This window comes from Streptomyces incarnatus, assembly GCF_001027185.1.
Taxonomy (GTDB): Bacteria; Actinomycetota; Actinomycetes; order Streptomycetales; family Streptomycetaceae; genus Streptomyces; species Streptomyces puniciscabiei.
In genome coordinates this window covers 2,280,504-2,293,108 of sequence record NZ_CP011497.1, presented here as the reverse complement: position 1 = coordinate 2,293,108, position 12,605 = coordinate 2,280,504, and the positions used below count along the sequence as shown (strand labels likewise).

Here is a 12,605-nt window from a genome sequence, read left to right as displayed (position 1 = left end):
GACATAGGCGCGGTCCCGCAGGACCGCCCCACCGACGCCGTGACGGCATCCCATCGACGTAAGGATCCAATGACCTCCTCTTCTTCCCCTTCCCAGGACACCAAGCGCCTCGCGCACGCCTATCCCGAGGGTCTTCGGGCCGATGCCCTGATGGAAGAGGACGTCGCCTGGAGCTACGAGATCGACGGCGAGCGGGACGGCGACCAGTTCGACCGCTCCGAGCGCGCGGCCCTGCGCCGTGTGGCCGGCCTGTCCACCGAGCTGGAGGACGTCACCGAGGTCGAGTACCGGCAGCTCCGCCTGGAGCGGGTCGTGCTCGTCGGGGTGTGGACCACCGGCACCGCACAGGACGCCGAGAACTCCCTCGCGGAGCTGGCCGCCCTCGCGGAGACCGCGGGCGCGCTGGTGCTCGACGGTGTGATCCAGCGCCGCGACAAGCCCGACGCGGCCACCTACATCGGCTCCGGCAAGGCCCAGGAGCTGCGCGACATCGTCCTCGAGACGGGCGCGGACACGGTCATCTGCGACGGTGAGCTGAGCCCGGGCCAGCTGATCCAGCTGGAGGACGTCGTCAAGGTCAAGGTCATCGACCGTACGGCCCTGATCCTGGACATCTTCGCCCAGCACGCCAAGTCCCGGGAGGGCAAGGCGCAGGTCGCGCTCGCGCAGATGCAGTACATGCTGCCGAGGCTGCGCGGCTGGGGTCAGTCGCTGTCCCGGCAGATGGGTGGCGGTCGCGGCGGCCTCGCCACGCGTGGCCCCGGTGAGACCAAGATCGAGACGGACCGGCGGCGGATCCGCGAGAAGATGGCGAAGATGCGCCGGGAGATCGCGGACATGAAGACCGGCCGCGAGATCAAGCGCCAGGAACGCCGGCGCAACAAGGTGCCGTCCGTCGCCATCGCGGGCTACACCAACGCCGGCAAGTCGTCCCTGCTCAACCGTCTCACGGGCGCCGGCGTCCTGGTCGAGAACGCCCTGTTCGCGACCCTGGACCCGACCGTCCGCCGCGCGGAGACCCCGAGCGGGCGCCTGTACACGCTGGCGGACACCGTCGGCTTCGTCCGGCACCTGCCGCACCACCTGGTCGAGGCGTTCCGCTCCACCATGGAGGAGGTCGGCGGCTCCGACCTGATCCTTCACGTGGTGGACGGCTCGCACCCGAACCCGGAGGAGCAGCTCGCCGCCGTACGCGAGGTGATCCGGGACGTCGGCGCCACCGACGTGCCCGAGATCGTCGTGATCAACAAGGCGGACGCGGCCGACCCGCTGGTCCTCCAGCGGCTGCTCAGGGTCGAGAAGCGATCCATCGCCGTCTCGGCCCGCACCGGCCGGGGCCTGGAGAAGCTGCTCGCCCTGATCGACGACGAGCTGCCGCGCCCGGCGGTCGAGGTCGAGGCGCTCGTGCCGTACACCCACGGCAAGCTCGTCGCCCGCGCCCACTCCGAGGGCGAGGTGATCTCCGAGGAGCACACCGCGGAGGGCACCCTGCTCAAGGTCCGGGTCCACGAGGAACTGGCGGCGGACCTGGCGCCGTACGCACCGGTCTCGGCGGCCTGACCCACGGCTGCACGAAAGGCCCGCCCCCCTTTTGAGGGGGCGGGCCTTTTCCGCGCCCCCGTCAGGGGCGCGGGGAACCGCGCGACCAGCCGCAGACGACCGTCAGCCGCCGACGCGCAGCTCCACCCACGGCGCGCGCAACGCTTCCCTTCCTACTGCCCGGCAAACTTCTTGCTGACCGAGTCGTACACGCCCTTGGCCACAGAACCGAACCGAGGACCGGCCAGCCACCCCGAAGTCACCGGGCCGATCGACGTGTTGGACACCAGCGCCGGCTTACCGTCGGCACCGGTCTCCACCCAGCCACCACCGGAGGAACCCGCGGTCATCGTGCAGCCGATCCGGTACATCGTCGGGGCCGACTGGGCGATGGAGAGCCGGCCGGGCTTGTCCTTGCACTGGTAGAGCAGCTGACCGTCGAACGGCGCCGCTTCCGGGTAGCCGGACGCGGTGATGCCGCTGACCTTCGGCACCGCGGGGGCGTTGAAGTTCACCGGCAGCGCCCCGCCGACGGTCTCCTCCAGCGACTTGCCGCCGTTGCCCTGCTCCGGCGTCACATGGATCACCGCGAAGTCGTACGGGGCACCGTTGCCGCCGGTCTCACCGCCCTGGTCGATCCACTGCTGCGAGGTCCGCGCCGCATCGGCCCACCAGACGCCGTACGGGGCGATCTCGGACCGGCTGGCGTTCTGCAGCTGAGCGACCGACTTGCCGGAGTTGTTGTACGACGGCACGAACGCCATGTTGCGGTACCAGCCGCCGTTCTTGCCCGCGTGCACACAGTGGCCCGCCGTCCAGACCAGGTTGGACTTGCCCGGGTGCGCGGGGTCCTCCACGACCGTGCCCGAGCACACCATGTGGCCCTCGGGGGAGTCGAAGAACACCTTGCCCGAGGTGGCCGCGTTGGTGTGGTACGGCGTCGCGACCGCCTGGGCCTTCACCGGCTGCGGGGTCGGGTCCGTCACGCCCTGGTCACCGGAGATGTCGTTGTCGTTGACACCCTTGTTCGGGTCGTTGGCGTGGCGCATCCGGTTGGGATCCCACAGGCCCTTGATGATCGGGTTGATGAAGTCGTTGGCCTCGCGCAGCCAGTCTTCCTTGTTCCAGTTCTTCCAGGCGCCGTTCTTCCACTTGTCGATGTTGATCCCGTGCTCCTTGAGCCTCTGCTTGAGGTCGTCCGGGATCCTGATCTTTCCGTCGCCGGTGCCGGCCGCGGTCGCCGATGCGGTCGGCTTGTCGTCGGCCTTGTCGTCGCCGTTGCAGGCGGTGGCGGTCAGCGCCAGCGCCGAGGCGAGGGCGACCGCCGCCAGTGCGGGGGAGGTACGGCGGGAGCCCCTCCCCCGCCGAACGGTGAACGACGGCCGTATCGATCGCATGCTGTGATTCCCCCTGCTGTGAAGGTACTCGGCGCTGCGGCCGCACCACCGGCCGGGAACTCATGAGGAGTTCATGCCGGTCTCACGACCGTCTAGGAACGGCAACACACACTATGCGCTCGCTGTGGGGGACTTCCGACGGAACGGCAACGGTTCGGCTACAAGCCCTCTGACCAGGGCAACCGTCCATGAATTGTCCGATTTGACGTCCACTCACCGAGACGGCCCCGCACGCTGCCGCCCCCCTGCGACGGCCGCGCCCGCCCGCCCTGGCGCGCATCCGGCCGTTTGGACCACGCCGCACGGAGCCGCACGTTCCGCCGGCGGACCGCCCTCCGCGACACGGCACCGAGCCGGCCGCCGCCCCGACGTGGCAATGATCTTGCCGGAACCCGTAACCCGTCGACCGGTCCACGGTTGTAGCGGTGGGGGGCCAGCTGCCTGCACCCGGTCCCCGCGGATCAACTCGCCTCTGGACAGCGGGGAGGACAGCGAGCCGTGGCCGTTACGGAGTCGATGGCTGGGGGCAAGCACGGGGAAGCGCGTGCTGTGCACGAGGGGATCCTCAGACGCCAGTCGGCGCGTGAATCCTCCGCCCGTACCTATGCCCGGGCCCTGCCCATCGTCCCGGTCCGGGCGCGAGGGCTCACCATCGAGGGCGCCGACGGCCGCCGCTATCTGGACTGTCTCTCCGGTGCCGGCACCCTCGCCCTCGGGCACAACCATCCGGTGGTCCTGGAAGCCATCCGCAGGGTCCTCGACTCCGGCGCCCCGCTCTCCGTCCTCGACCTGGCGACCCCCGTGAAGGACGCCTTCATCACCGAGCTGTTCCGCACCCTCCCGCCCGGCCTCGCCGACCGCGCCCGCGTCCAGTTCTGCGGACCGGCCGGCACCGACGCCGTCGAGGCCGCCCTCAAACTGGTCCGCGTTGCGACCGGCCGCACCGGCATCCTCGCCTTCACCGGCGCCTACCACGGCATGACCGCCGGGGCGCTGGCCGCCTCCGGCGGCGCCCGCGACGTCCAGGTCGCCCGCCTGCCCTATCCGCAGGACTACCGCTGCCCCTTCGGTGCCGGCGGACCGCGCGGCGCCGAACTCGCGGCCCGGTGGACCGAGTCCCTCCTCGACGATCCCAAGTCGGGCGTGCCCCTGCCCGCAGGGATGATCCTCGAACCCGTCCAGGGCGAGGGCGGGGTGCTTCCCGGCCCCGACGACTGGCTGCGCCGCATGCGCCGGCTCACGGCGGACCGGTCCATCCCGCTGATCGCCGACGAGATCCAGACCGGAGTGGGCAGGACGGGCGCCTTCTGGGCCGTCGACCACAGCGGCATCACCCCTGACGTCATGGTCCTGTCCAAGGCCATCGGCGGCAGCCTCCCGCTCGCAGTGATCGTCTACCGCGACGAACTCGACGTCTGGCCACCCGGCGCCCACGCGGGAACCTTCCGGGGCAACCAGCTCGCCATGGCAGCGGGCACCGCGACCCTTGCCTTCGTCCGAGAGAACGGGCTCGCCGAACGAGCGGCCGACCTCGGCTCCCGCATGCTGCACCGCCTCGGGGAACTCGCCGACACGTTCGCGTGCGTGGGCGAGGTGCGGGGGCGTGGACTGATGCTCGGGGTCGAGCTGGTGGACCCGGCGGGCGCCGTTTCCGAGCCCCTCGACCAGCACCCCGCGGCCACGGATCCGGAACCCCCTCACGCTCCTCAGCCGGCCGCGCCCGAACTCGCCGTGGCAGTGCAGCGGGAGTGCCTCCGGCGCGGCTTGATCGTCGAACTCGGCGGCCGCCACTCGGCCGTGGTCCGGCTGCTTCCACCGCTCACCATCAGTGAGGAGCAGGCAGCGGCCGTTCTGGACCGCCTGTCGGACGCGGTGGCCGCGGTCGCCCGCGGCCACGAAGAACACGGCCCACAGCACGGCCCGCCGCACAGCCCACAGCCCGGCGCGCAGCACGGCAGACACCACGGTCCTGGCCGGCGCGCGGGCTGAGGCCCGCACCAAGGCCGGCCGGTCCTGGAAACAGGCACCGGTCTCCCGATCCCTTGCCCTTCTCATCCAACTGCACCTCCCTTCAAGGGCATTCAGGCCAAGACGGCCTCCCATGACCCACCCGAAGACCCCTCGCCCACATCCGCTCTCCCCGTCGACCCGCCCCTGGGACGCGGCCAGGCCGGCCGCCGACGCCGCCGAGGCGACCGCCGGCCCGGCGGAGCGGTGGCACAGCGACGGAACGAGCCCCGTACCATCCCCAGCCAGCCACGAGGAGCCGTCATGAACGCCACTCCCACTCCCGACGGCAGCTCCAGTGCTCCCGACGAACAGGGAGACTCCGCAGCCCAGGCCTCACCGGTGCCGCTCGCCGAGTCCGTTCCCCAGCAGAAGAGGCGCACCGCGGATCTCACCCGAGTGCCCGAGCACGGGGCCGAGCTGCTGGAGCATCAGGACCCGCACATCGCGGCCCAGGCCGCCGCCGTGGAGAACCTGCTGCGGTGCTGGGTACGCGAGACCAATCTCGCCGCCCCCACCAGTGGCACCCTCCTCCTCCCGCTTCCGGCCAGCGGCACCTCTCTGCTCGTGCCGGTCCGCTACTGGTCGCCGACCGGCTCACACCGCTTCGGTCCACCACGCCTGGCCGGCGCCCCCGAGACCGCCCCGGACGTCGACGCCGTCACCTTGGCGGTGCTGCTCGCCCGGGAGGCATCCGGCGACCCGGGCAGTGCCTCCCGCGCCCAGGCCTCCGGCGCAGCCGTCTCTCACGACGACGGTGAACTCGTGGCCAGGGTGGCCGACTCCCTCCGCCGCACCGCGACCTTCATCCGCGACCGGCGCGAGCACCCCGCCGACGCCCCCGACCTCTTCCTCTCCGCCGAGCAGGCCCTCGTTCTCGGACACCCCCTGCATCCGACTCCGAAGAGCCGGGAAGGGCTGACCGAGGCAGAAACACGTCTTTACTCACCAGAGCTGCGCGGCTCCTTTCCGCTGCACTGGATGGCTGTCGCCCCCTCTCTCCTCGCGACCGACTCGGCCTGGACGGAGCGCGGTCGTCCCGTCCCCGCCGACCACCTCACCCGGCGCCTCGCCGAAGCCGGCCTGCCCCTGCCCAACGGCCATGCCGCTCTGCCCCTGCACCCGTGGCAGGCCCGCGAGCTGCGCCATCGCCAACCCGTCGCCGCCCTGCTCGACTCCGGCCTCCTCCGTGACCTCGGCCCTCTCGGGACCGGATGGCATCCCACCTCCTCCGTGCGCACGGTCCACCGATCCGGCGCCCCCGCGATGCTCAAGCTGTCGCTCGGTCTGCGCATCACCAACTCCCGCCGGGAGAACCTGCGCAAGGAACTTCATCGGGGAGTCGAGGTGCACCGGCTGCTGCGCGCCGGCCTGTCCAAGCAATGGCAGGCCGTACACCCCGGCTTCGACATCGTCCGCGACCCGGCCTGGCTCGCCGTCGACGACCCGGACGGCTTGCCCGTGCCCGGACTCGACGTGGTGATCAGGCACAACCCGTTCGTCCCGGCCGACAACGTCGGCTGTGTCGCCGGACTCGTCTCGCCCCGGCCCGTCCCGGAGCCCGCAGGCAGCACCTCCACCACTGAGAACGTCACGTGGCCCATGCGCTCCCGGCTGGCCGAACTCGTGGCGAGGCTCGCCGCCCGCACCGGGCGGCCCGCCGGAGCCGTTGCCGCTGAGTGGTTCCTCCGCTACCTGGAGCAAATGGTCCGCCCCGTGCTCTGGCTGGACAGCGAGGCAGGCATCGCCCTCGAAGCCCACCAGCAGAACACCCTGCTGGTGCTCGACGGCCACGGCTGGCCCACCGGCGGCTACTACCGCGACAACCAGGGCTACTACTTCCGCGAGTCCCGGCGAGCGGACCTGGACGCCCGGCTGCCCGGCATCGGTGAGCACAGCGACACCTTCGTCTCCGACGAGGTCACCGACGAACGCTTCGCCTACTACCTCGCCATCAACAACGTGCTGGGCCTGATCGGCGCGTTCGGCTCCCAACGCTTGGCCGACGAGCGACTCCTCCTCGCGGCCTTCCGCCGCTTCCTCAGCGACGTCGCGACAGGACCCAACGCCCTGCGCACCTCCCTGCCCCGGCGCCTGCTCGACTCACCCGTGCTGCGCTGCAAGGCCAACCTGCTGACCCGGCTGCACGGTCTCGATGAACTCGTCGGCCCGGTCGACACCCAGTCCGTCTACGTCACCATCGCCAACCCCCTTCACTCCTGAACGAACCGAACCTGCTCCCCGCACTTCCGAGGACCATCACCCCCTCGTCTCCTGAGAGGAGCGCCCCATGCCTCCCACCGACGCGAACGCCGGCCCCGGCCCCGGCACTGCCCGTCCGGATGCCCCCGCCCACACCCGCGTCCCTGTCCACGGGGGCTCCGCCGGCCCCCGAGCGGACCATGCCGGCACCCGGAGTGCCCCCTTCACCGGGTTCGCGATCGAGGACGACGACGGGGACTGCGAGGACACACTGGATCTGCATCTGCCCGCCGACTTCCTCGCCCTCTTCGGCACAGGCACGGCCTATCTGCTGGACCAGCTCCACACATGGGGCTCGGTGGTCACGCGTATCGGCTCCTTCCAACTGGTTCCCGTCCGTATCGATGAAGACCTGCCACTCATCCATCGCTGGATGAACGACCCCGCCGTCGCGGAATTCTGGGAGCTGGCCGGGCCCCGGAACCGGACGGAGGACCACCTGCGCGCCCAACTGGACGGCGACGGGCGCAGCATGCCGTGTCTCGGCGTACTGGACGGCGTACCGATGAGCTACTGGGAGATCTACCGGGCAGACCTGGATCCCCTGGCCCGCCGCTATCCGGCCCGTCCCCATGACACCGGGATCCACCTCCTCGTCGGCGCGGCCGCGGATCGAGGGCGGGGGCTCGGATCCGCCCTGCTGCGAGCCGTGGCCGACCTGATCCTCGACCGGCGCCCCGCATGCGCACGGGTCGTAGCGGAACCCGATCTTCGCAACATCCCCTCCATCGCGGCTTTCCTGAGCGCCGGCTTCCGGTACGCGGACGAGGTCGACCTGCCCGGCAAGCGGGCCGCCCTCATGATCCGGGACCGGCTCCTGCGCGAAGTTCTGTAGCGTCGTGTGATCGTGCGGTCACATGTAGTACGACTGGCGGCCGTGCCGAGTTCCCACCCGATCCGAGAAATTTTCGAGGCGGCCCGACGGGACCACCCGGGGCAGCGCCCGTCGCCCCCGCCGTCACCGCCAGGGATCCGCCACCGCCCCACCGCCCCACGACCCGCGATCCACCACCACCCCAGCCGCTTTCCCTCTCCCCGCTTTTCCGTTCTTCCTTCCGCCCGCAGCCCCAGCCCAAGTCCTCCTCCCTCCACTTCCGCCACCCGCCCCCGCACCCAGGAGCCCGGCCGTGATCCCGCCCTCCCTCCCCGTCTTGACCACACGTTTGTCAGTGCCGGGCCGTAGGGTGGTCGGGCTATGACGAAGCCCTCACTCCCCGAACTCCTGCATGCCGCTGTCACAGCCGTCGGCGGCACGGAGCGCCCCGGCCAGGTGACCATGGCCGAAGCGGTCGCCGAGGCGATCGACGACGGATCCCACCTGCTGGTCCAGGCCGGCACCGGCACCGGAAAGTCCCTCGGCTATCTCGTGCCCGCGCTCGCGCACGGGGAAAGAGTGGTCGTCGCGACGGCCACGCTCGCGCTGCAGCGCCAGCTCGTGGAGCGCGACCTGCCACGCACGGTCGAGGCGCTGCACCCGCTGCTGCGCCGCCGCCCGGAGTTCGCGATGCTGAAGGGCCGGTCGAACTATCTCTGCCTGCACCGCCTGCACGAGGGCATGCCGCAGGACGAGGAGGACGGCCTCTTCGACCAGTTCGAGGCCGCCGCGCCCACCAGCAAGCTGGGCCAGGACCTCCTGCGGCTGCGGGACTGGTCGGACGAGACGGAGACCGGCGACCGGGACGACCTCACTCCGGGCGTGTCGGACCGCGCCTGGGCGCAGGTGTCGGTGTCGTCGCGGGAGTGCCTGGGCGCCTCGAAGTGCGCTTATGGCGCCGAGTGCTTCGCGGAGATGGCCCGCGAGCGTGCCAAGCTCGCCGAGGTCGTGGTCACGAACCACGCGCTGCTCGCCATCGACGCCATCGAGGGCGCGCCGGTGCTTCCACAGCACGAGGTGCTGATCGTGGACGAGGCCCACGAACTCGTCTCCCGGGTCACCGGCGTCGCGACCGGAGAGCTCACGCCCGGCCAGGTCAACCGAGCGGTGCGCCGCGCCGCCAAGCTGGTGAACGAGAAGGCCGCCGATCAGCTCCAGACCGCCGCCGAGGGCTTCGAGCGGTTGATGGAGCTGGCCCTGCCCGGCCGGCTGGAGGAGATCCCGGAAGATCTGGGCTACGCCCTGATGGCGCTGCGGGATGCGGCCCGGACGGTCATCTCCGCGATCGGCGCGACGCGCGACAAGTCGGTGCAGGACGAGGACGCGGTCCGCAAGCAGGCGCTGGCCTCGGTGGAGACGGTGCACGACGTGGCGGAGCGGGTCCTGAACGGCTCGGAGTGGGACGTCGTCTGGTACGAACGGCACGACCGCTTCGGCGCGTCCCTGAGGGTCGCCCCCATGTCGGTCTCGGGCCTGCTCAGGGAGAAGCTCTTCGCCGACCGTGCCGTCGTCCTCACCTCGGCGACCCTCAAGCTGGGCGGCGACTTCAACGGCGTCGGCGCGTCCCTGGGCCTCGGCCCCGAGGGCGTGGAGGGCGAGGACCTGCCGGAGTGGAAGGGCGTGGATGTCGGCTCGCCGTTCGACTACCGCAGGCAGGGCATCCTCTACGTCGCCAAGCACCTCTCGCGCCCCGCGCGTGACGGTGAGCGTGCCGACATGCTCGACGAGCTGACCGAACTCATCCAGGCGGCCGGTGGCCGCACCCTCGGGCTGTTCTCGTCCATGCGGGCCGCGCAGCTCGCGGCGGAGGAGCTGCGCTCCCGGATTCCCGAGTTCCCGATCCTGCTCCAGGGCGAGGAGACCCTCGGCGAGCTGATCAAGAACTTCGCGGCGGATCCGAAGACCTGCCTGTTCGGCACGCTGTCTCTGTGGCAGGGCGTCGACGTCCCCGGACCCAGCTGCCAGCTGGTCGTCATGGACAAGATCCCGTTCCCTCGTCCCGACGATCCGCTCATGAGTGCCCGGCAGAAGGCGGTGGAGGACGCGGGCGGCAACGGCTTCATGGCGGTGGCCGCCACCCACGCGGCCCTGCTCATGGCCCAGGGCGCCGGCCGGCTCGTCCGCGCGTCGGGGGACCGGGGCGTGGTCGCCGTACTGGACCAGCGGCTGGCCACGGCGCGGTACGGCGGCTATCTCAAGGCGTCACTGCCGGACTTCTGGTACACCACGGACCGTAACCAGGTACGCAAGTCGCTCGCGGCGATCGACGCGGCGGCAAAGGCGACGGAAGCGCAGCAGGCCGAGGCGAAGTGATCGCGGGGTGGCCCGACCAGGGGGCCACCGCCAGGGAGCCGTTGCCGCCCCCAGGTCAGACCACCCCGCGAACAACAACACGGGTCAGCCCCCGGACACAGCAGGACCCCGGAACCGGCGCAGGGGTTCCGGGGCCCGGTCAGGGAGCGGGCCGGCCGTACGACCCGCCCGCCGCACGCGTCACACGCGCCGCAGCACCGCGACGACCTTGCCCAGAATGGTCGCGTCGTCGCCGGGGATCGGCTCGTAGGCCGCGTTGTGCGGGAGCAGCCAGACGTGGCCGTCCTCGCGCTTGAAGCGCTTGACGGTGGCTTCGCCGTCGAGCATGGCCGCCACGATGTCGCCGTTCTCGGCGACCGGCTGCCGACGGACGGTGACCCAGTCGCCGTCGCAGATCGCGGCCTCGATCATGGAGTCGCCGACGACCTTGAGGACGAACAGTTCACCGTCGCCGACGAGCTGGCGGGGGAGAGGGAAGACGTCCTCGACGGACTCCTCCGCGAGGATGGGGCCGCCGGCGGCGATGCGGCCGACCAGCGGGACGTACGACGCGGCGGGCTTACCGGTGGTGTCCGTGGGCTGCACGGTCACGGCCTGGTCCGAGCCCCGGACCTCGTACGCGCGCGGGCGGTGCGGGTCGCGGCGCAGGAAGCCCTTGCGCTCCAGCGCCATCAGCTGGTGGGCGACCGAGGAGGTGCTCGAGAGGCCGACGGCCTGACCGATCTCCCGCATCGACGGCGGGTAACCCCGCCGCTGGACGGAGTCCCGGATGACTTCGATCACGCGGCGCTGGCGGTCGGTCAGTCCGGAGCTGTCCGCCCGGATGCCTGGAGGTCGGCCCGGCAGGGAGCGCTTGTGCCCCTCGGGATTCGTGGCTTCGTTCATCACGTGTACCGGCTCGACTCGTCCCTGGGAGCGGTCCTGGGCGGTGATGGTGGCACTGTCTGCGGTGGTGGTCACGTCTGCCCCTCTCGATGGTCTCCCTGCTGGACAACGGTAGTTGCTTTCGAAAGGTTGCGCCAAACACACGTTCGAGTGAAAAAGTGCGATTCACCTGACGGGATCATGTGTCTGGGTGTATTGCTAACGCGCCACCTGGCAGGCAAAAGCGCCCATTGTTGCACTCTTCACTGCTGGGATTGCCGACCTCGTGGGCCGCTACCCCAGTCTGCCATCCGGAACCCGCTCGTCCGGGCTCCGGGTCCCTGTCTGTGCCGGAGTCCCACGCGGCCTCCGTGCGGCGCCCACGGTATCTCCGTAAGTCTCGCAGCGATACGCCTCTGCGCCCGCGTGTCTCGGCGGGGGGCCGCAGGTCTGCCTGCGTGGGCCTTCTCCAGGTCGGCGTCCGCTTTCGTCCCTCACGACACGCGAGTTGGCCTCGGTGTATGAGCCAATCCCCACATCTAGTGGTTGGATGGCTACACCGGCCCAGAAGTTGTGGTCCCCCCGGTCTGAAGCGGCCCCGCGATCGCCTATGCTTAGGGCTGCTTCACGGGGCTCATGTGGCCGGTGAGGCTATTGAGTCTGCTGTGAGGAGGGTTGGAGATCATGCACTGCCCCTTCTGCAGGCACCCCGACAGCCGTGTGGTCGACAGTCGCACGACCGACGACGGCACGGCGATCCGCAGGCGCCGCCAGTGCCCCGACTGCTCCCGTCGTTTCACGACCGTGGAGACGTGCTCGCTCATGGTGATCAAGCGGTCCGGGGTCACCGAGCCTTTCAGTCGTACCAAGGTCATCAACGGCGTGCGCAAGGCATGCCAGGGACGGCCTGTCACCGAGGACGCACTCGCCCAGCTCGGCCAGCGGGTCGAGGAGGCGCTGCGGGCCACCGGAAGCGCCGAGCTGACCACCCACGACGTGGGTCTGGCCATACTCGGCCCGTTGCAGGAGCTCGACCTCGTCGCCTATCTGCGATTCGCCTCCGTGTACCGGGCGTTCGACTCGCTCGAGGACTTCGAGGCCGCCATCGCGGAGCTGAGGGAGGCGACGCGGGGCCCCGCCGCGGACGAGGAAGACGCGGGAGCGGGGAGCCAGGAAGCCGACCGCGGGCCCGGCGGGACCACTCAGGTCCCCGTGCCCGCCCGCGCCGCCGACTGACCGGCGGGCCGGGATCCGGAGGAGAGCCGGTTCCGGCCGCCAGGCGGCGACCGAAGACCTGTTGCGGGTGGCAGCTGAGGGCGCCCGCAACACAAGACACAACACCGTGCCAC

Annotated in this window: 8 protein-coding genes; 6 read left to right on the top strand and 2 right to left on the bottom strand. The window is 70.9% G+C overall.

Annotated elements, in window-relative coordinates:
* The first annotated feature begins 69 nt into the window (after nt 1–69).
* On the top strand, nt 70–1,560 hold the full coding sequence (gene hflX / locus ABB07_RS10090; protein WP_208898405.1) for a GTPase HflX: 1,491 nt from the start codon (nt 70–72) through the stop codon (nt 1,558–1,560).
* Nucleotides 1,561–1,712: 152 nt separating this feature from the next.
* On the opposite strand, the gene ABB07_RS10085 is transcribed toward hflX, so the two are convergent.
* A complete protein-coding gene (locus tag ABB07_RS10085) occupies nt 1,713–2,936 on the bottom strand; it encodes a trypsin-like serine peptidase (protein WP_208898404.1) in 1,224 nt (407 codons plus the stop codon).
* A gap of 516 nt (nt 2,937–3,452) precedes the next feature.
* On the opposite strand from ABB07_RS10085, the gene ABB07_RS10080 reads away from it, so the two are divergent.
* The 4 genes from ABB07_RS10080 to ABB07_RS10065 all read left to right on the top strand — a co-directional run bounded on the left by ABB07_RS10080 (nt 3,453) and on the right by ABB07_RS10065 (nt 10,392).
* The gene (locus ABB07_RS10080; RefSeq protein ID WP_208898403.1) at nt 3,453–4,925 is read left to right on the top strand and encodes a diaminobutyrate--2-oxoglutarate transaminase family protein; all 1,473 of its coding nucleotides are present in this window, start codon (nt 3,453–3,455) and stop codon (nt 4,923–4,925) included.
* 282 nt (nt 4,926–5,207) lie between these two features.
* The gene (locus tag ABB07_RS10075) at nt 5,208–7,166 is read left to right on the top strand and encodes an IucA/IucC family protein (RefSeq protein ID WP_208898402.1); all 1,959 of its coding nucleotides are present in this window, start codon (nt 5,208–5,210) and stop codon (nt 7,164–7,166) included.
* 67 nt (nt 7,167–7,233) lie between these two features.
* A complete protein-coding gene (locus ABB07_RS10070; RefSeq protein ID WP_208898401.1) occupies nt 7,234–8,040 on the top strand; it encodes a GNAT family N-acetyltransferase in 807 nt (268 codons plus the stop codon).
* A gap of 360 nt (nt 8,041–8,400) precedes the next feature.
* Complete coding sequence (locus ABB07_RS10065) at nt 8,401–10,392, top strand: ATP-dependent DNA helicase (protein WP_208898400.1); 1,992 nt, start codon at nt 8,401–8,403, stop codon at nt 10,390–10,392.
* A 180-nt stretch (nt 10,393–10,572) separates the two neighbouring features.
* Here ABB07_RS10065 and lexA read toward each other — a convergent pair whose 3' ends face one another.
* Nucleotides 10,573–11,352 carry a transcriptional repressor LexA gene (lexA, locus tag ABB07_RS10060; protein ID WP_208898399.1) on the bottom strand — a complete coding sequence of 260 codons (780 nt, stop codon included), beginning with the start codon at nt 11,350–11,352 and terminating at the stop codon, nt 10,573–10,575.
* 588 nt (nt 11,353–11,940) lie between these two features.
* On the opposite strand from lexA, the gene nrdR reads away from it, so the two are divergent.
* The gene (gene nrdR / locus ABB07_RS10055) at nt 11,941–12,492 is read left to right on the top strand and encodes a transcriptional regulator NrdR (protein WP_208898398.1); all 552 of its coding nucleotides are present in this window, start codon (nt 11,941–11,943) and stop codon (nt 12,490–12,492) included.
* Nucleotides 12,493–12,605: the final 113 nt, after the last annotated feature.